Raw genomic sequence first — 18,710 nt, forward strand, 5'->3', positions numbered from 1 at the left:
GCGCAGCGGCGGCGAGCCGGGTGCGGACGGCAAGCCCGCGCGCTTCGGCAAGGGCGGCGAGCGCGGCGGCAAGCCGCAGCGCCGCGATGGGGCGCGCACCGACGGCCCCCGGACCGAGGGGCAGGGCGCTGGCCGCGACGGGCAGCGTGACGGGCAGGGCAAGGGGCCGCGCCACGAGCGGCACGAGGGCAAGCGCCCGGACGGCAAGCGCCACGACGGGTCGCGCCACGACCAGCGCCCGCCGCGGGCCGAAAAGCCGATGGACCCCGACAGCCCGTTCGCCGTGCTGGCGGCGCTGAAGAACCGGACGTGACGGCAGGCCGCGGCGCGTTCTTCCGCGACATGGTCTTGTCCCGGGCGAGGGGCCGCTGATGTCGCGCCGGGCCGAGCGGGCGCGGCGCGAACTGGCGGCGGCCCCGCCCGCCGCGGTGGTCGAGACGATCCGGCTCGACCGTTGGCTCTGCCACGCGCGGGTGTTCAAGACGCGCAGCCTCGCCGCCGACCGGATCGCCGCGGGCGGCATCCGGGTGAACGGCGTCCCCTGCCGCAAGCCGGGGCAGGAGCTGCGGCCCGGCGACGTTGTGACCGCCGCCGTGCCGGGCGGGGTGCGCAGCCTCAGGATGCGGGCGCCCGGCGCACGGCGCGGACCGTCGGCCGAGGCGCGGCTGCTCTACGACGATCTCGATGCGCCTGCGGGGGACGGGGCGCCGGCCGCGCCCTGGCCCGACGAGGACGAGGATTGACGCCACGACACCGCGCGCGGCGCCCGCAACGGCTGCCTCGGGCGGGGGTCAGGGCGGTGAAGCGGGATTGAACCGGGCGCGGCGAAGGTCTAGGTGAAACCCCGCACTGGCCTTCCGACACTGGACTTCCGAGGAGTGACCGATGACCTATGTCGTGACCGACAACTGCATCATGTGCAAATACACGGATTGCGTCGAGGTCTGCCCGGTGGACTGCTTCTACGAGGGCGAGAACACCCTCGTCATCCATCCCGACGAGTGCATCGACTGCGGCGTCTGCGAGCCCGAGTGCCCCGCCGACGCGATCCGCCCAGACACCGAGCCGGACATGGAGGCGTGGGTCGAGTTCAACCGCAAGTACTCGGAACAATGGCCGGTCATAACCCGCAAGAAGGACCCGATGCCGGGTTACGAGGCGATGGACGGGGTGGCCGGGAAGCTCGAGAAATACTTTTCGCCGAACCCCGGCGAGGGCGACTGATCGGCGGGCGCGCCGGGCGCGCCGCCGGACCGGGGGCTGTCTGCCCCCGGACCCCCGAGGATATTTTCGTCAAGAGAGATGGGTAAAGCACCGTCCGGCTGGGCGGGGTGCGCTTCCGGAGGGCCGTGCTGGGTCGCGTCTTGGGCCGAGGGGTGCGGGTACCAGTCACATCCCCAAAGCGCCGGCGTCGACCAAGTGGGCGTTGACTGGGCACGCTTCTCGCCCGGATCCTCGGCCGCTCGTGGGCGCGTGTCCGCCGACTCGTTTCTACGCAAAAGGGTGAGCTCAGATCACGGAGCGTCGCCGTCCGCTCTCCCGGCCAGAATGCGGTGAGCGGGCCATCGACTCGGCCGGCTGATGCGCCGGGCTCTCTTAAGTCCGCGCTGATCCGATCGCCGGGAGCCGGTGGCCTCACATCTGCGAAGCGGCGGTGCCTACGACCCCGATCCAGCATCGCGCTCACCCGGCCACCGACTCATCCGAACGCCACGTCAGCGCAGCGAGCGTTCCCACCGACCGGTTGCCGGCACCGTTTCCCCTCACATTCCCGCAGCGGCGGCGTCGACGATTCCGTTCAGCATCGCGTTGACCGGCGCCATCGACTCGCCCGGGTAATGGCGGTGGCCGATCACGACCTTGCCGGGGGCGTCGGCGGCCTCGTAGACGAAGATGTTGTAGGGGCAGTACTGGATGTTGGCGATGTCGGCCTCCATCACCTGCCGCGACACCGCCGCCGAGCAGAACGAGAACGACTCGGCGTGGGTATAGAGATCCTTGGTGCCGCCCACGTCCGCCTTGGTGCGGGCGAGCATCTCGCCCACGTTGCTGGTCGCGTCGATGACCAGGCCGGCGTTGGTGATCGCCTGCTCGACCGAGAATTGCGCGTCGTCGAAGGGGACCTCGACGATCTTGGTATAGGCGGCCTCCTGCGCCAGCGCGGGGGCGGCCAGCGCGGCGAGGGCGGCGACCAGCGGGGGGCGGAGGGGCAGGCGGGCGAAGGGCAGGCGGGTCATGGCGTCGGTCCTTTCGGGTTGGGGTCTCACGTCGGGTCAGCGGCGGGGGCGGGCGCGGCAGGGGCGGCCTGCGGCGCGGCGGCGTCGGGTGGGACGGCCTCGACCGGGCGCGCGGGCGTGGCGGGGTCCCAGCCGGTCCGGGTCAGCATCTGCGCCAGCATCACCCAGAAGAACTCGTCGCCGGCGTAGCCCTCGATCCGGCCGACCTCGGTGCCCGCATCGGTCAGCACGAAGGTGGGGGTGAAGACGGGCGCGCGGCCGGTGAGCGTGACCCCCTCGGGCAGCGGGTCGTGGATGTCGAGGCGCACCAGCGGGGCGGCCTGCCCCTCGGCGGTGCGGGGGTAGGCGGGGGCGATCTCGGCATCCCAGCGCTTGCAGTAGCTGCAGCCGTCCCGTTCAAACATCAGCAGGCTGCGCTCGGCGGCCGCGGCGAGCGGCTGCACCGCCAGCACGAGGCCGAGCGCGGCGCCGAGGCGGGTGCGGCGGGGCAGACGTTGAGGGAACATATTCCAACCTCGTTGACTGTCTTGACCATCTGTCGCAGCGTCACTTCAACGCCGCAACCCCCCACGGGGTCCGCGGCCCCGCGCCGGGCAGCCCCCGGACGGCCGGCAGAGGGAGCGGTCCATGCCCGAGATCAGCTATGGCGGCGCGATCCTCGCCGGGCTTCTGTCGTTCCTGTCGCCCTGCATCCTGCCGATGGTGCCGTTCTACCTGTGCTATCTCGCCGGGGTCTCGATGGGCGAGCTGCGCGCCGACGGCGGGCTGAACCTCGGGGCGCGGCGCAGGCTCGTCGCGGGGGCGGTGGCCTTTGCGCTGGGGGTGACGACGATCTTCGTGCTGCTGGGGCTGGGGGCGACGGCGCTCGGCTCGGCGGTGTCGCGCTACCGGACCGAACTGAGCTGGGTCGCGGCCGGGGTGCTGCTGGTCTTCGGGCTGCATTTCCTCGGCGTGATCCGGGTGCCGTTCCTCTACCGCGAGGCGCGGCTCGAGGGGCCGGCGCAGCCGTCGTCGCTGGTCGGGGCCTATGTCCTGGGGCTCGCCTTCGGCTTCGGCTGGACGCCCTGCGCGGGGCCCGCGCTGGCGGCGATCCTGTTCGTGGCGGCCGGGATGGGCGAGGTCTGGCGCGGCGGCGCGCTGCTTCTGGTCTACGGGCTGGCGATGACGCTGCCCTTCGTGGTGGCGGCGATGTTCGCGGGGCCGTTCCTCGCCTGGGTCGGGCGGCACCGGGCGCTGATGGGGCGGGTCGAGAAGGTGATGGGGGTGATGCTGATCCTGTTCGCGGTGCTGATCGCCACGGACAGCGTGAACCGCATCGCCGCCCTGATGGTGGACAACTTCGACTGGAGTGCGACGACGCTATGAGACGCAAGGCGATGGTGGCCGCGCTGGCGGCGTGGGGGGCGATGGCGGGGGCGGCGCTTTCGGGCAGCGTGCCCCTGGGCGACGACGGGCTGCACAAGCCCGACTGGCTCAAGGACAGTTTCCGGGACGTGCGCGAGGACGCGGCCGAGGCCGCCGCCGCGGGCCGGGTGCTCATGCTGCTGGTCGAGCAGCAGGGCTGCATCTACTGCGCCGAGCTGCACGAGACGGTGCTGACCGACCCGCGCATCGACCGGCTGATCCGCGAGCGTTTCGACGTGGTTCAGATCGACCTCTTCGGCGGCACCGACGTGACCGACAGCGACGGCGAAGTGCTGAGCGAGAAGCGCATGGCCGGCAAGTGGGGCGTGACCGTGACGCCGACGCTGATGCTCATGCCCGCCGCGATCCCCGAGGGCGTGAGCGCCCCGCGCGCCGCGATGGCGGTGGTGCCGGGGGTGCTGGAAGCCGACCGGATGCTGGCGCTGCTCGACTGGGCGGCGGCGGGCGGGCCCGGGACGGGGCGCACGCTGCCCGAGGTGCTGCGGAAATAGCCGTCCGACCAACGTCGGAGGCGGGGCACCCAGAATTACCCCTTCTTTCGAGGGGTGATTCGTGATACAAGGTTGTCACATAAGACCGCGCCGGGTCCATATGGTCGCCGGGCGGTCGTGACTGTCACGCCGGTCGTCTGCCCGACTGGTATCGCCAAAGACCACACGGACCTCAGGGGGGCAAGAGCCCGCCCGAGGTTTTTTGCGCCCGAAGCCGCGCCACTGGAAGGAAACCTGATGTCCAAGAGCAAGAAGAACGAGTTCCGCCCCGATGATTTCGTGGTCTATCCGGCCCACGGCGTCGGCCGCATCGTGTCCATCGAAGAGCAGGAAGTGGCCGGCCTCAAGCTCGAGATGTTCGTGATCTCGTTCGAGAAGGACAAGATGACGCTGCGCGTGCCGACCGCGCGCGCGACCGAGATCGGGATGCGCTCGCTCGCCTCGCCGGACCTCGTGGACCGGGCGCTCGAGACGCTGAAGGGCAAGGCGCGGGTCAAGCGCGCCATGTGGTCGCGCCGCGCGCAGGAATACGAGCAGAAGATCAACTCGGGCGACCTGCTGTCGATCGCCGAAGTGGTGCGCGACCTGCACCGCTCGGACGACCAGCGCGAGCAGTCCTACTCCGAGCGCCAGCTCTACGAGGCCGCGCTCGATCGTCTGACCCGCGAGGTCGCGGCGGTCAGCGGCATCGACGAGGCCGGCGCGCAGCGCCGCGTGGGCGACGTGCTGACGGAGCGCGCGGCGTGAGTTTCGGCTGACGCAAGTTGGTGGGGCCGCCCGGTGGGGCGGCCTTTTTCTTTGCGGTGAACGGGCGGTCGCGTGTGGTCGCTCGATGTAGAGAATGTGGCAGCGTGAGAGGGAGCAGCGACCCAGCGCAGCAGGTGATGCCTACGCGCCAACGGCCGCGCGTCGTGCAGATCAGCGGCATCGGCGAGGCCGGCGCGCAGCGTAGCGTGGTCAACGTGCTGACGGCGCGCGGCGTGAGTTACGCCTGATGCAGGCTGGTGGGCCGCCCGCTGGGGCGGACCTGATCTTTAGGGGTGGGCGGAATGCAGGCGACCTGGCCTTTTCCGGTGGACGCGAACGACCCGGGGACGGGGATGGCGGCTGCGGTGTTTCTGGTCCTCGGCGTCGCCGGGGTGTTTCTCGTCCAGTATCTGCGCATGACGGGCCGCAACGACGATGCGTTCGGGGTCGGGCTGGTCGCGGGCGTCGCGATCATCGCCGCCTTGAGTGTCCTGTTGCGTCCCTAGCCGCTGGTGCGCCGCGCCGTGACCCGAGAACGGAGTTGGCGGCGGCGCCCGCCAACGGGCACCGCGTCGACCGCCTCCCCCGACGCCCGCCGCACCCTCGCCTTAACCCTACGGCATCGCCTCAGCGCCGCACCTCACCGCAGCGCCGCGAGAATCCGCGCCCAGGACCGCGCGCCCTTGGCGAAGCTCTCGAGGTTGTATTTCTCGTTCGGCGAGTGGATGCGGTCGTTGTCGCGGCCGAAGCCGATCAGCATCACGTCTACGTCCAGCAGCCGCTGGAAATCGCCCGCGACGGGGATCGAGCCGCCCATGCCGATGAACGCCGCATCGCGCCCCCATTCGGCGTTGAGCGCGGCGCGGGCGGCCGCGAAGGCGGGGTCCGAGACGTCCATGCGGCTCGCCTGCGAGCTGCCGTGGGGGTGGAACTCGACGCTGCAATCCTCGGGGACATGGGCGCGGACATGGGCCTGCAAGGCGGCGCGGATCGCCTCGGGGTCCTGGGTGCCGACGAGCCGGCAGCTGACCTTGGCGCGGGCCTCGGCGGGCAGGACGGTCTTGAACCCGTCGCCGGCATAGCCGCCGCTGATCCCGTTGATCTCGAAGGTGGGACGGTTCCACACCATCTCGAGCCCGGTCCGCCCCGTCTCGCCCACCGGGTGGCGCAGGCCGACGCGCGAGAGATACTCGCCGGCGTCGAAGCCGAGGTCGTCCCAGTCGGCGCGCAGCTGGTTCGACAGCTCCTCGACGCCCTCGTAGAAGCCGGGCAGCGTCACCCGGCCGTCGGCGTCCTTGATCCCGGCCAGTGCGTTGGCGAGGATCTGGATCGGGTTCGCCGCCAGCCCGCCGAACATCCCCGAGTGCAGGTCGCGGTCGGCGGCGCGGACGACGATCTCCTCGCCCATCAGCCCGCGCAGCTGGGTGGTGATGGCGGGGCGGCCGTCGGCATACATCCCCGTGTCGCAGATCAGCGCGAGGTCGGTGGCGAACTCGGCGGCATTGGCCTGAAGGAAGGGCATGAGGTTCGGCGAGCCGCTCTCCTCCTCGCCCTCGAAAAGGAGCGTGAGCCCGGCGGGCAGCGCGCCGTGGGCGGATTTCCACGCCCGGCAGGCCTCGACGAAGGTCATGAGCTGGCCCTTGTCGTCCGACGCGCCGCGGCCGCGGATCACCGGGCCGTCGGGCGTGTCCTCGACCACCGGATCGAAGGGGTCGCGGGTCCAGAGCCCGATCGGGTCCACCGGCTGCACATCGTAATGGCCGTAGAACAGCAGCCGCCGTGCGCCCGAGCCGTCGGGCGCGGTCCGCGCCACCACCACCGGATGGCCCGCCGTCTCACGCACCTCGGCGGCAAAACCCAGCGCCGCAAGCTCGTCCCGCAGCCAGCCGGCGGCGCGGCGCACCTCGGGTGCATAGGCCGGATCGGTCGAGACCGAGGGGATGCGCAGGAACGTCTTGAGCCGGTCCAGCGCCGCCGGCTGTCCCGCGTCGAGCGCCGCCAGCACCTCGTCCAGGCGTGTATCGTTGGCCATCTGCATCCCTTTCCTGAGCAGTTTCATCGGGTTCCCATGACGACTTTTTGTCGCAACCGGGGAAAATGCGGGTGTTCCTGACGGGCTTTGACCCTTATCAAGGGCTCGCTCGCCCGACCGGACCATGGTCGGACCCAGCTACTGACGCAAGGGAGCCCGCGATGAACTACGATGCCGCACTCGAGCAGGCCATCCAACGCCTGCATGACGAAGGCCGCTACCGCACGTTCATCGACATCGAGCGGCGCAAGGGCGCCTATCCGCAGGCGGTCTGGACCCGCCCGGACGGGTCCGAGACCGAGATCACCGTCTGGTGCGGCAACGACTACCTCGGCATGGGCCAGCACCCGGCCGTGCTCGCCGCGATGCACGAGGCGCTGGACGCCACTGGCGCGGGGTCGGGCGGCACGCGCAACATCTCGGGCACGACGGTCTATCACAAGCGGCTCGAGGCCGAACTCGCCGACCTGCACGGCAAGGACTCGGCGCTGGTCTTCTCGTCGGCCTACATCGCCAACGACGCGACGCTCTCGACGCTGCGGAAGCTCTTTCCCGGGCTCATCATCTATTCCGACGAGCTGAACCACGCCTCGATGATCGAGGGGATCAAGCGCTTCGACGGCGCCAAGCGGATCTTCCGCCACAATGACGTCGCGCATCTACGCGAGCTGCTGGCGGCCGACGACCCGGCCCTGCCGAAGCTGATCGCCTTCGAATCGATCTACTCGATGGACGGCGATTTCGGGCCGATCGCCGAGATCTGCGACCTCGCGGTCGAGTTCAACGCGCTGACCTATCTGGATGAGGTGCACGCGGTCGGCATGTACGGCCCCCGCGGCGGCGGCGTGGCCGAGCGCGACGGGCTGATGGACCGCATCGACATCTTCAACGGCACGCTGGGCAAGGCCTTCGGCGTCTTCGGCGGCTACATCGCGGCGAGCGCGCGGATGTGCGACGCGATCCGCAGCTATGCGCCGGGGTTCATCTTCACCACATCGATCCCGCCGGCGGTGGCGGCGGGGGCGGCGGCCTCGATCGCGTTCCTCAAGACGCCCGCCGGGCAGGAGCTGCGCGACGCCCAGCAGCTGCACGCGCGCATCCTCAAGATGCGGCTGCGCGGGCTGGGGCTGCCGATCGACGACCGCGGCAGCCACATCGTCCCGGTTCATGTCGGCAACCCGGTGCACTGCAAGGCGCTGTCAGACATGCTGCTGTCGGATTTCGGCATCTACGTCCAGCCGATCAACTTCCCCACGGTGCCGCGCGGGACCGAGCGGCTGCGCTTCACGCCGTCGCCGGTCCACGACAGCCAGCAGATCGACCACCTGGTGCGGGCGATGGATGCGCTGTGGTCGCGATGCGCGCTAAACCGCCAAGTCGCGGTCGCCTGAGCCACATCGGCGGTGTTCGGCCTCGCATACCCGTGATAACCTGCGATTAACGAAAGAGTGCCAGATTCGACCGGAAGGGAGATTCGGGCGACGAGGAATGGGGCAGGCGGAATGATCGGGATGCGGGCGCCGGCGACGGCGGACGATTCCAGCTTGGGGCAGGGGACTCCGGCCAATGCGCCGGCGTTCGACGATTTCGAAATGCGGCTCGGCGACATCATGCGCGGCGAGCGGGCGACGATGGGCAAGTCGCTGCTCGACGTGCAGCGCGAGTTGCGCATCCGGGCGTCATATGTCGCCGCGGTCGAGAACTGCGACGTGTCGGCCTTCGACGCGCCGAGCTTCGTGTCGGGCTATGTGCGGTCCTATGCCCGCTATCTCGGCATGGACCCGGACTGGGTGTTCCAGCGCTTCTGCCAGGAGTCTGGGTTCCAGCCCGTCCACGGCATGGCGCCTGCCGCCGCCGGTCCCAAGCCCACGCGCCGCCCCGCCGATCCGGCCGAGGCGCTGGCCAACCCCAAGGCGCTGTTCATTCCGCAGAAGGAAAGCTTCTGGTCCTCGGTCGAGCCGCGGGCCATCGGCTCGGTGCTGGTCATGGCGGGGCTGGCGCTCGGGCTCGGCTACGGCGGCTGGGCGGTGCTGCAAGAGGTGCAGAAGGTCAATCTGACGCCCTCGGACCAGTCCCCCGCGGTGATTGCCACGCTCGACCCGGTGCAGGACAGCGCCGCGGCCGAGCCGGTGGACATGGCCGCGGCCGACCTGCCGCAGCCCGAGGCGCTGGATCGGGTCTATCGCCCGCAGGCGCTGGACGTGCCCGAGTTGACCCCGCGCGACACCCCGATCGCCGCGATCGACCCCGGGTTGCAGGCCGCCGAGACGCCGCAGGTGCGCGAGGCCGCCGCGGACCCCGCCATCACCGCGCCGTCGGCCGCCCCGTTGCCCGGGATGGCCGGGGTGCAGACCGCGATGGCCGGCCCGCAGCCGGAGGGTGCGGCGGTGCAGCCGGTGCGCACACTCGCCCCCGACGCCCCGCAGGTCGAGATCATGGCCGCCCGCCCCGCCTGGGTGCGGGTGAGCGCCGCCGACGGTACGGTGATCCTCGAGAAGACGATGGACGCGGGCGAGCGCTTCGCGCTGCCCTCGACCGAACAGCCGCCGGTGCTGCGCACGGGGAACTCGGGCGCGGTCTATTTCGCGGTGAACGGGCAGACCTACGGCCCGGCGGCGCCGGGGCCGCAGGTGGTGAAGAACGTGGAACTCTCGCCCACCGCGCTGACGCAGAAGTATGCGCTGGCCGATCCGGCCGCGGACCCGGAACTGGCGAGCATGGTGGCCATGGCCACGGTGCCGCCGGCGGCGACGGAAAACGGCGCGCCGGTGGAGTGATCGGCGCGCGGCGGCTGGGCCGGGGGTGAGCTTCGCAGGGAATGCGCTGTGCGGCGGGGTGGCGTCGCCTATCCGCGCTCGGGGGGCTGTACGGTTTTGTTCGATCTAGGCGACGGTCAGAGCGCCAGCTGATTGACACCGGTCTTGGCTCGTGACGCTCACCGCTCACCGCTCACCGCTCACCGCTCACCGCTCACCGCTCACCGCTCACCGCTCACCGCTCACCGCTCACCGCTCACCGCTCACCGCTCTCCGCTCTCCCAGCCCAACCCCGCCCGCGGTTGCCCCCGGCCGCCGCGGCGCCTATGTCTGGCGCGCGTCAGCGAAAGGCCCCGCGCGATGACTCACAACCCGATCCGCCCCTGGCGCAACATCGACCGCCGGCCGAGCCGCCGGATCATGGTCGGCAACGTCCCGGTGGGCGGCGACGCGCCGATCAGCGTCCAGACCATGACCAACACCGACAGCACCGACGTGCGCGCGACCCTCGCGCAGGTGATCGCGGCGGCCGACGCGGGTGCGGACATCGTGCGCGTCTCGACCCCCGACGAGGCCGCCACGCGGGCCCTGCGCGAGATCTGCCGGGAAAGCCCGGTGCCGATCGTCGCCGACATCCACTTCCACTACCGCCGCGCCATCGAGGCCGCCGAGGCGGGCGCCGCCTGCCTGCGGATCAACCCCGGCAACATCGGCGACGCTGCCCGCGTGCGCGGGGTGGTGCAGGCCGCAAAGGACCACGGCTGCTCGATCCGCATCGGCGTCAACGCCGGCAGCCTCGAACGGCACCTGCTGGAAAAATACGGCGAGCCCTGCCCCGCGGCCATGGTCGAAAGCGGGCTCGATCACATCAAGCTGTTGCAGGACAACGACTTCCACGAGTTCAAGATCAGCGTGAAGGCGTCTGACGTGTTCCTCGCCGCCGCCGCGTACCAGCAGCTGGCCGAGGCGACGGACGCGCCGATCCACCTCGGGATCACCGAGGCGGGGGGTCTGCGCGGCGGCACCGTCAAGTCGGCGGTGGGGATGGGCAACCTGCTGTGGATGGGGATCGGCGATACGATCCGGGTCTCGCTTTCGGCCGATCCGGTCGAGGAGGTGAAGGTCGGCTATGAGATCCTCAAGTCGCTGGGGCTGCGGACGCGGGGGGTGCAGATCATCTCGTGCCCGAGCTGCGCGCGGCAGGGGTTCGACGTGATCGCCACGGTCGAGGCGCTGGAAAAGCGGCTTGAGCACATCAAGACGCCGATGAGCCTGTCGATCATCGGCTGCGTGGTGAACGGGCCGGGCGAGGCGCTGATGACCGACCTCGGCTTCACCGGCGGAGGGGCCGGGTCGGGGATGGTCTATGTCGCGGGGCGGCAGAGCCACAAGATGTCAAATGCCCAGATGATCGACCATATCGTCGAGCTGGTCGAGCAGCGCGCGGCGGCGCTGGCAGAGGCTGGCGCACCGGCACCGGGGACCGGTCCGGGCGACGCGCCGGTGGCGACAGCTTGCTCGGCCTCCTGACGGCTGGATCCTGAGCGCCCCGGGGCAGGGGGCGCCGCGGCCCGTCAGGGCAGCAGCGCCGTCACGATCCCCGGGAACATCGTGATCAGCACCACCAGCAGGCAAAGCATCAGGAAGAACGGGAACGTCATCCGCGCGATGGTGAAGATGCCGCGCTCGGTCAGACCCTGGATCACGAAGAGGTTGAACCCCAGCGGCGGGGTGATCTGCGCCATCTCGACCACGATCACGAGGTAGATGCCGAACCACACGGGGTCGAGCCCCGCCGCCACCACCGCCGGCAGCACCACCGAGGTCGTGAGCACCACGATCGAGATGCCGTCGAGGAACATCCCCAGCAGGATGTAGAAGAGCGTCAGCACCAGGACCAGCATCGCCTCGCTCAGCCCCAGCCCGGCGATCAGCCGGGCGAGGTCGGCGGGCAGGCCGGAAAAGCTCATCGCCTTGGTGAGGTAGGCCGCCCCCAGCAGGATCAGCCCGATCATGCACGAGGTCTTCGCCGCGCCGACCAGCGCCTCGACGAAGCTTGCCCGCGTCAGCCCGCCCGAGGCCGCGGCGATGATCAGCGCGCCGAGGACGCCCAGCGCGGCGGCCTCGGTCGCGGTGGCGATGCCGGCGTAGATCGAGCCGATCACAGCCACGATCAGCGCCACCACCGGGATCAGCAGCCGCGCGCGGACGATCTTTTCGGTCAGGCTGATGCGCTCGATCCCCTGCGGCATCCGCTCGGGGTTCATCAGCGCCCAGATCACGATGTAGCCTGAGAAGAGCGCCATGAGCAGCAGCCCCGGCAGGATGCCCGCGATGAAGAGCCGGGTGATCGAGACCTGCGCCGCGACCCCGTAGACGATCATCACCACCGAGGGCGGGATCAGCAGCCCCAGCGTGCCCGCGCCCGCCAGCGAGCCGATGGCGAGCCGGTCGTCATAGCCGCGCTTCTTCAGCTCAGGCAGCGAGATGCGGCCGATGGTGGCGGTGGTGGCCGCCGACGAGCCCGACACGGCGGCGAAGATGCCGCAAGCCACCACGTTGACGTGCGCCAGCCGCCCCGGCAGCCGTTGCAGGAACGGCGCGAGCCCGGTGAACATGTCCTGCGCCAGCCGGGTGCGGTACAGGATCTCGCCCATCCAGATGAACAGCGGCAGCGCGGTCAGCGTCCAGTTCGACGACGCCTCCCACGCGGTGGTGGCGAAGATCATCCCGGGCGGGGACGAGGTGAAGGCCCAGATCGTGAACCAGCCGGTCAGGATCAGCGCCAGCCCGATCCAGACGCCCGCGCCCAGCAGGACGATCAGGACGAGGGCGATGGTCAGGGCCTCGATGGAACTGGTCATCTCACTCTCCGTGGCCTTGCGCGTCGCGGTCGTCCTCGGGCACCGGGCGCCCGGTCAGGCGGCGGAGCAGCCGCTCGACCAGGGCCACCGCCAGCAGGACCATCCCCACCGCCATCGAAAGCTGCGGGATCCACAGCGGCACGGCCAGCAGCCCCTGCGAGACGTCCCCGAACACCCAGCTTTCGCGGACATAGGCGAGGATGTGCCACGCGGCCCACAGCATGAGGCCGACGCCCAGCGCCGTCACCACGGTGTCGAGCGCCCGCCGCGCCCCCACGGGCAGCGACTCAGAGATCACCGTGACGCGGATGTGGTCGCCCGCGTTCAGCGTCATCGGCAGGGCGAGAAACATCGAGGCGGCGAGCATCCAGCCGGCGAAGTCATCGGCCGACTTGATCTGCGCGCCCATCAGCCGGGCGGCGATCTGGGCGAGGATCAGCGCGGCGATGCCGGCCAGCGCCACGCAGGCCAGCGCGCCCGCGGCACGGTAGAGGAAACGGGTGACACCCATCGGACGGCCTTTGCGATGCGAGGGGCGCGTCCGCCGCCCGGCCGGGCCGGACCGGGGACGCGCCGGACGGCGTCAGGGACGATAGGCGCGCATGATCTCGGCGACGCCCTCGCCGCCCGAGGCCACCCACTCGTCGGCCATGGTCTTGCCCACCGACGACAGGTCGGTGACCAGCGCGGCCGGCGGCTCGTGGATCTCCATCCCGTTGGTCTTGAGGGTCTCGGTGGCCTTGGCGTTCGCCTCTTCGGCCATCGCCCAGCCGCGGGTCTCGGCGGCGGCGGCGGCGTCGGTCAGCGCCTTCTGGCTTTCCGGCGGCAGCGCGTCGAAGGCCGCCTGGTTCACCAGCACCATGTTCTTCGGGATGAACGCCCGCAGGTCATAGTAGTGCTTGACGAAATCCCACGCCTGGCTGTCCACCCCGGTGATCGGCGAGGTCAGCATCCCCGAGATCACCCCGGTCGAGAACGCCTGCCCGATCTCGGCCGAGGCGACCGTGGCCGGGACCGCGCCCATCAGCTCGGCAAAGCGCGCGGTGGTCGGGTTGTAGGCGCGGAACTTGACGCCCTTGAGGTCGGCCGCGCTTTCGATCGGGGTCTTCATGTAGATCCCCTGCGGCGGCCACGGCTCGGCCCACAGGATCTTAAGCCCTTCGCCGGCCAGTTTCTTCTCATAGACGGGTTTCGAGGCGTCCCACAGCTTCTTCGCGTCCTCGAAGGTGGTGGCGAGCAGCGGCACCGAGTCGGCGGCGTAGATCGGGTCCTCGTTGGCGAGCGCCGAGATCAGCACCTCGCCGATCGGGACGACATTGCGCTGCACCCCGCGCTTGAGGTCGGTGCGCGACAGAAGCACCGCGTTCGACTTGACGTCGAGCGTCAGTGCGCCGCCGGATTTCTCGCCCACGTCGGCGGCGAACTGGCGGATGTTCTCGGTGTGAAAGTTGCCGTCCGGATCATGCGCGGACATCTGCCAGGTCTCGGCGGCGAGCGGGGCGGCGACCAGCGTCGCGCCCAGCAGCGCGCCCGGGATCACGGTGGCGAAAAGACGGTGAAGCATCGGTTCTTCTCTCTCTCCTGTTGGGCGCCGTTTGCGGCGCGTCTTGTGATTAGGCGCGGGTGACGCCGAGCCGGGCCGAAAGATCGGCGTGGTCGAGGGACCAGATCAGGTCAAAGGCGCCCGCGTGGTGCAGGTCGGCCCCAGCCAGCGCGGGCAGCTCTGCCGCAAGCTCGGCCGCGGCCGCGCGGGTGAGCGTGTCGGCCATCAGCACCCGCCGCATCACCCGATGGGTGCCCGCCTCGGAGGGGAGGGGGGTCGAGAGCGCCGGATCGGGCGCGAGCAACTGCACCCGCAGCACCTCGGGCCGGCTGGCGAGCGCTGCAGCGAGGTCGGAGGCGCGGGCGGCGGCGGCCTCATCGCCCGCCGTGGCGTCGCCCAGTTCGGCCAGCGCCACGGCGCAACCGGCGCCGAGCCCGGCCTCGGCGTTGACCGCCATCACCCGGCGCTGGGTGTTGCCCATGCGGGCGAAGTTGCGGTTCGACCAGTCGGTCTGCCGGGTGAAGGCCGCGCGATAGGCGTCCGAGGTGAAGGTGTCGAGGCTCTCGGTGCGGTAGATCGCCAGATAGCGCCGCGCGGTGTCGTCATGCGCGCGGTAGCGACGCGCCCAGAGCATTCCGGGGATGGCGACCCGCTCCTCCATGTGCTCGCGGTCGTACCAGGCGTTGAAATCCGCCTCATGCGCGGGGTCGATGTCGGTCCAGACGAAAAGCTGGCCGTTCGCGGTCGGTGTCAGGTTCATGTCGGGTTCCCGGGCATCCGGCCGCGAGCGTGGCCGAGATTTCCGATCCTGACAAGCCGCGCGACGCAGGCCCGATGGAGCGGCCCGCGCCGGCGGGGTCCGCCCCCGGGGCAGGGGCGGGCCGTGAGGGTGAGCGGCCTTAAGTCGAGATGAAGTCCCGCACGAAGGGCGTCGCGGGCCGGGCGCGGATGTCCTGCGGGCGGCCGATCTGCTCGATCCGTCCCATTGACATGATGACCACCAGATCGGCCAGCTCCATCGCCTCGTCCTGGTCGTGGGTCACGAAGACCGTGGTCAGGCCGGTCTCGTCGTGGATCTCGCGCAGGCCCTGGCGCAGTTCCTTGCGCACCTTGGCGTCGAGCGCGCCGAAGGGTTCGTCGAGCAGCAGCATCCGCGGCTCGATGGCCAATGCGCGGGCCAGCGCGACCCGCTGGCGCTGGCCGCCCGACAGCTGGCTGGGGTAGCGGTCGCCGATGTGGGGCAGCTGGATCAGCGCCAGCAGCCGGGTCACGCGGCGGGCGATCTCGGCCTTGGGCGGGCGGGTGGCGCGCGGGCGCGCGGCGAGGCCATAGGCGATGTTGTCGAACACCGTCATGTGCCGGAAGAGCGCGTAGGACTGGAAGACGAAGCCCGCGCGGCGTTCCTGCACGCTCATCCCGGTCGCGTCCTGCCCCTCGAACAGCACCCGCCCCGCGGTCGGGTATTCGAGGCCCCCGAGGATGCGCAGCAGCGTCGTCTTGCCCGACCCCGACGGCCCGAGCAGCGCGACGAGCGCCCCGCCGGGGATGGTCAGCGACACGGGGTGCAGCGCCGCGGTGGTCCCGAACTGCTTAGAGATTTCGTCGATCTCGATCAGCATCAGCCTCTCTCCCCTCTCAATGCCGGCGCTGCGCGGCGAGCGCGTCGGCGTGGCGGATTTCCAGCAGCGCCTTGATCATCAGCGTCACCAGCCCGAGGACGCCCAGCGTCGCCGCCATCGAGAACGCGGCGATCGACAGGTATTCGTTGTACAGCATCTCGATGGTAATCGGCATGGTCGCGGTCTTGCCGCGGATCTTGCCCGACACGACCGCGACCGCCCCGAACTCGCCCATCGCGCGGGCGTTGCAGAGCAGCACGCCGTAAAGCAGCGCCCAGCGGATGTTGGGCAGGGTCACGGTGCGGAACACCCGCCAGCCCGAGGCGCCGAGGGTCAGGGCGGCTTCCTCTTCGGCGCGGCCCTGTTCGATCATCACCGGAATCAGCTCGCGGGCGACGAAGGGGAAGGTGACGAACATCGTCGCCAGCACGATCCCCGGCAGGGCGAAGACGATGGGAAACCCGTGCGCCACCAGCCAGCCGCCGATCAGCGAGTTGGCCCCGAAGGTCAGCACGATGCAAAGCCCCGCCACCACCGGGCTGACCGAGAACGGCAGGTCGATGAGGGTGATCAGCACCGCCTTGCCGCGAAAGTCGAACTTGGTGATCGCCCAGGCCGCGGCGAGTCCGAAGAGGGCGTTCAGCGGCACCGCGATGGCCGCGACGATCAGCGTCAGGCGGATCGCAGGCCAGGCCTGCGGATCGGCGAGGCTCGCCAGCGCCGGGCCCACGCCGCGGGCCAGCGCCTCGGCGAAGACCGTGACCAGCGGGGCCAGCACCAGCACCGCAAGCCCCAGCACCGAGACGAGGATCAGCGCCCGCCGCGCGGCCGGGGCCTCGTCCGTGGGGGCGCGGAAGCGGCCCGCCTTGGGCGGGCGCGGCGCGGGGTGGGTCAGGGACAGGTCAGACATAGCCGATCCTCCGCCGGCTCCAGATCTGGATGAGGTTGATCGCCAGAAGCAGCGCGAACGAGATCAGCAGCATGACGATGCCGATGGCGGCGGCGGCGTCATAGTTGAACTCTTCCAGCTGGATGACGATCAGCAGGGGGGCGATCTCGGTCACCAGCGGGATGTTGCCGGCGATGAAGATGACCGAGCCGTATTCGCCCACCGCCCGCGCCAGCGCGAGGGCAAAGCCGGTCAGCGCGGCCGGCGCCAGCATCGGCAGGATCACCTTGCGCAGCGTGGTCAGCCGCGAGGCGCCGAGCGTGGCCGACGCCTCTTCGACCTCGCGGTCGATCTCTTCGATGACCGGCTGGACGGTGCGGGTGACGAAGGGCAGGCCGACGAAGATCAGGGCGATCAGGATGCCCCATTGCGAATAGGCGATCTTGATCCCGAGCGGCGCCAGCGCCGCGCCGAAGACCCCGTTCGGGGCGTAGAGCGCGGTCAGCGCGATCCCCGCGACGGCGGTGGGCAGCGCAAAGGGCAGGTCCACCGCCGCGTCCAGCAGCCGCCGGCCGGGGAAGCGATAGCGCGACAGCACCCACGCCAGCACCACGCCGAAGACGAGGTTGAAGAGCGCGGCGAGGAACGACAGCCGGAACGACAGCCAGAGCGCCCGCCAGACGCGCTCGCGGTTGACGGTGGCCCAGATGCCCGCCGCCCCGTAGTCGGCGCCCTTGAGCAGCAGGGCGCCGATCGGCAGCAGCACCACGATCGAGAGCATCGCGACCGTAATCCCCATCGCCGGGCCGAAGCCGGGCATGGGAGAGGGCTGGCGGAACGGCCCTCGGCTCATTTCGGCACGTAGATCTGGTCGAAGATGCCGCCGTCGCCGAAGTGCTCGGGCTGTGCCTTGGCCCAGCCGCCGAAGTGCGAGATGTCGACGAGGTCGATCTTGGGGAAGCGCGCCACGTCCTCGGGCGCCGCGGCCGAGGTGTCCCACGCGCGGTAGTAATGCTTCCACGCCAGCGCCTGCCCCTGCGGCGAATAGAGGAAGTCGAGATACCCCTGCGCCAGCTCGCGCTGGGCGTCGCTGGTGATGTTGGCGTCCACCACCGCGACCGGTGGCTCGGCCAGCACCGAGACCGAGGGCACCACGATGTCGAACTTGTCGTCGCCAAGCTCGGCAAGCGCCAGGTAGGCCTCGTTCTCCCACGCGAGCAGCACGTCGCCGATGCCGCGCTGCGAGAAGGTGGTGGTGGCGCCGCGGGCGCCCGAGTCGAGGACGGGCACGTTGCGGAACAGCTTGCCCACGAACTCTTTGGGGTCCTGGCCGTTGCGCTCGGCCCACGCCCAGGCGGCGAGATAGTTCCAGCGCGCCCCGCCCGACGTCTTGGGGTTCGGGGTGATGACCTGCACGCCGTCGGCGACGAGATCGCCCCAGTCCTTGATGCCCTTGGGGTTCCCCTCGCGGACGAGGAACACGATCGTCGAGGTGTAGGGCGAGGAGTTGTGCGGCAGCCGCTTCTGCCAGTCGGCCGGCAGCTTGCCCGCCGCGGCGATGCGGTCGATGTCCGAGGCGAGCGCCAGCGTCACCACCTGCGCCCCCAGCCCCTCGACCACCGCGCGCGCCTGCGCGCCCGAGCCGCCGTGGCTCGTCTCGATCTGCGGGGCGTCGTGGCCCTGTGCGGTCCAGTACTCGGCGAAGGCGGCGTTGATGTCGCGGTAGAGCTCGCGCGTCGGGTCATAGCTGACGTTGAGCAGCGACTCGGCGCGGGCCTGACCGAGGCCGAGCGCCAGGGCTGCGGCGATCACGCCCCAGCCGATCAGCGGCCGCAGTCGCGCCAGCGGCGCCATGATCTCGGCGGTGGTCAGCGGGGCGGGGCGGGGGGCGATAGAGCCAAGGGTGGGACGGTCCATCGGGTCATTCCTTCTTGAGCTGCGCGGGCCGCAGGGCCGGCTTGCCCGATAAATATCGACCTCACCTGTCGTCTTTAGCAAGCAGAAAATATCGGCTTTTCTTGTCGTGATTAAGAAAGGAAGATTCGTCGCCGCGGCTGCCGGAGGGCAGGCGCGGCCCCTCGCCCGGCGGGCGGGCGAGGAATGAATG

The 18,710-nt window shown here is 70.5% G+C and carries 20 protein-coding genes and 1 pseudogene; 10 read left to right on the forward strand and 11 right to left on the reverse strand.

Annotated features, from left to right (window positions below; translation table 11 throughout):
- From ACFHYO_RS11340 to fdxA, 3 genes and pseudogenes are all read left to right on the forward strand, one after another.
- A pseudogene (locus ACFHYO_RS11340) lies at window positions 1-313 on the forward strand (disulfide oxidoreductase); the annotation flags it as partial.
- A gap of 58 nt (window positions 314-371) precedes the next feature.
- Entirely contained in the window at window positions 372-743 is a 372-nt protein-coding gene (locus ACFHYO_RS11345) for an RNA-binding S4 domain-containing protein (RefSeq protein ID WP_394320507.1), read from the forward strand.
- Between the two features lie 142 nt (window positions 744-885).
- Window positions 886-1,224 carry a ferredoxin FdxA gene (gene fdxA / locus ACFHYO_RS11350; RefSeq protein ID WP_036705157.1) on the forward strand — a complete coding sequence of 113 codons (339 nt, stop codon included), beginning with the start codon at window positions 886-888 and terminating at the stop codon, window positions 1,222-1,224.
- A gap of 539 nt (window positions 1,225-1,763) precedes the next feature.
- Here the strand turns inward: fdxA and ACFHYO_RS11355 are convergent.
- Both ACFHYO_RS11355 and ACFHYO_RS11360 read right to left on the reverse strand, forming a co-directional pair.
- Window positions 1,764-2,237, reverse strand: coding sequence for a DUF302 domain-containing protein (locus ACFHYO_RS11355; RefSeq protein WP_394320509.1), 474 nt, complete (start codon window positions 2,235-2,237; stop codon window positions 1,764-1,766).
- A gap of 26 nt (window positions 2,238-2,263) precedes the next feature.
- Window positions 2,264-2,743, reverse strand: coding sequence for a thioredoxin fold domain-containing protein (locus tag ACFHYO_RS11360; RefSeq protein WP_394320511.1), 480 nt, complete (start codon window positions 2,741-2,743; stop codon window positions 2,264-2,266).
- Window positions 2,744-2,864: 121 nt separating this feature from the next.
- On the opposite strand from ACFHYO_RS11360, the gene ACFHYO_RS11365 reads away from it, so the two are divergent.
- The 4 genes from ACFHYO_RS11365 (at window position 2,865) to ACFHYO_RS11380 (ending at window position 5,406) form a co-directional block, all read left to right on the forward strand.
- Window positions 2,865-3,602: a cytochrome c biogenesis CcdA family protein gene (locus ACFHYO_RS11365; RefSeq protein WP_394320513.1), complete on the forward strand. Its 738-nt coding sequence runs from the start codon at window positions 2,865-2,867 to the stop codon at window positions 3,600-3,602.
- A complete protein-coding gene (locus ACFHYO_RS11370; RefSeq protein WP_394320515.1) occupies window positions 3,599-4,153 on the forward strand; it encodes a thioredoxin family protein in 555 nt (184 codons plus the stop codon). The genes ACFHYO_RS11365 and ACFHYO_RS11370 overlap by 4 nt, the downstream gene beginning before the upstream one ends.
- A gap of 237 nt (window positions 4,154-4,390) precedes the next feature.
- Complete coding sequence (locus ACFHYO_RS11375) at window positions 4,391-4,900, forward strand: CarD family transcriptional regulator (protein ID WP_394320516.1); 510 nt, start codon at window positions 4,391-4,393, stop codon at window positions 4,898-4,900.
- Between the two features lie 302 nt (window positions 4,901-5,202).
- Entirely contained in the window at window positions 5,203-5,406 is a 204-nt protein-coding gene (locus tag ACFHYO_RS11380) for a hypothetical protein (RefSeq protein WP_394320518.1), read from the forward strand.
- 134 nt (window positions 5,407-5,540) lie between these two features.
- On the opposite strand, the gene ACFHYO_RS11385 is transcribed toward ACFHYO_RS11380, so the two are convergent.
- Window positions 5,541-6,932: a dipeptidase gene (locus tag ACFHYO_RS11385; RefSeq protein WP_394320520.1), complete on the reverse strand. Its 1,392-nt coding sequence runs from the start codon at window positions 6,930-6,932 to the stop codon at window positions 5,541-5,543.
- A gap of 161 nt (window positions 6,933-7,093) precedes the next feature.
- On the opposite strand from ACFHYO_RS11385, the gene hemA reads away from it, so the two are divergent.
- From hemA to ispG, 3 genes are all read left to right on the forward strand, one after another.
- On the forward strand, window positions 7,094-8,323 hold the full coding sequence (gene hemA, locus ACFHYO_RS11390; RefSeq protein ID WP_394320522.1) for a 5-aminolevulinate synthase: 1,230 nt from the start codon (window positions 7,094-7,096) through the stop codon (window positions 8,321-8,323).
- 111 nt (window positions 8,324-8,434) lie between these two features.
- A complete protein-coding gene (locus tag ACFHYO_RS11395) occupies window positions 8,435-9,709 on the forward strand; it encodes a RodZ domain-containing protein (protein ID WP_394320523.1) in 1,275 nt (424 codons plus the stop codon).
- 339 nt (window positions 9,710-10,048) lie between these two features.
- The gene (gene ispG, locus ACFHYO_RS11400) at window positions 10,049-11,218 is read left to right on the forward strand and encodes a flavodoxin-dependent (E)-4-hydroxy-3-methylbut-2-enyl-diphosphate synthase (protein WP_394320525.1); all 1,170 of its coding nucleotides are present in this window, start codon (window positions 10,049-10,051) and stop codon (window positions 11,216-11,218) included.
- A gap of 44 nt (window positions 11,219-11,262) precedes the next feature.
- Here ispG and ACFHYO_RS11405 read toward each other — a convergent pair whose 3' ends face one another.
- The 8 genes from ACFHYO_RS11405 to ACFHYO_RS11440 form a co-directional block, all read right to left on the reverse strand.
- Window positions 11,263-12,552, reverse strand: coding sequence for a TRAP transporter large permease (locus ACFHYO_RS11405; RefSeq protein WP_394320527.1), 1,290 nt, complete (start codon window positions 12,550-12,552; stop codon window positions 11,263-11,265).
- 1 nt (window position 12,553) lies between these two features.
- Window positions 12,554-13,063: a TRAP transporter small permease gene (locus ACFHYO_RS11410; protein ID WP_043133662.1), complete on the reverse strand. Its 510-nt coding sequence runs from the start codon at window positions 13,061-13,063 to the stop codon at window positions 12,554-12,556.
- A gap of 72 nt (window positions 13,064-13,135) precedes the next feature.
- Window positions 13,136-14,116, reverse strand: a complete 981-nt coding sequence (locus ACFHYO_RS11415; RefSeq protein ID WP_036703080.1) for a TRAP transporter substrate-binding protein — start codon at window positions 14,114-14,116, stop codon at window positions 13,136-13,138.
- Between the two features lie 49 nt (window positions 14,117-14,165).
- A complete protein-coding gene (locus ACFHYO_RS11420; RefSeq protein ID WP_394320529.1) occupies window positions 14,166-14,855 on the reverse strand; it encodes a hypothetical protein in 690 nt (229 codons plus the stop codon).
- Between the two features lie 139 nt (window positions 14,856-14,994).
- A complete protein-coding gene (locus tag ACFHYO_RS11425; RefSeq protein ID WP_394320531.1) occupies window positions 14,995-15,714 on the reverse strand; it encodes a sulfate/molybdate ABC transporter ATP-binding protein in 720 nt (239 codons plus the stop codon).
- Window positions 15,715-15,730: 16 nt separating this feature from the next.
- Window positions 15,731-16,624 carry a sulfate ABC transporter permease subunit CysW gene (gene cysW, locus ACFHYO_RS11430; RefSeq protein WP_394320533.1) on the reverse strand — a complete coding sequence of 298 codons (894 nt, stop codon included), beginning with the start codon at window positions 16,622-16,624 and terminating at the stop codon, window positions 15,731-15,733.
- Complete coding sequence (cysT, locus tag ACFHYO_RS11435) at window positions 16,617-17,456, reverse strand: sulfate ABC transporter permease subunit CysT (protein ID WP_036710389.1); 840 nt, start codon at window positions 17,454-17,456, stop codon at window positions 16,617-16,619. Before cysT ends, cysW begins: the two co-directional genes overlap by 8 nt.
- Entirely contained in the window at window positions 17,453-18,457 is a 1,005-nt protein-coding gene (locus tag ACFHYO_RS11440; RefSeq protein ID WP_168783796.1) for a sulfate ABC transporter substrate-binding protein, read from the reverse strand. Before ACFHYO_RS11440 ends, cysT begins: the two co-directional genes overlap by 4 nt.
- Window positions 18,458-18,710: the final 253 nt, after the last annotated feature.

This window comes from Paracoccus panacisoli (assembly GCF_042435015.1).
In the GTDB taxonomy this organism is placed as follows: domain Bacteria; phylum Pseudomonadota; class Alphaproteobacteria; order Rhodobacterales; family Rhodobacteraceae; genus Paracoccus; species Paracoccus panacisoli.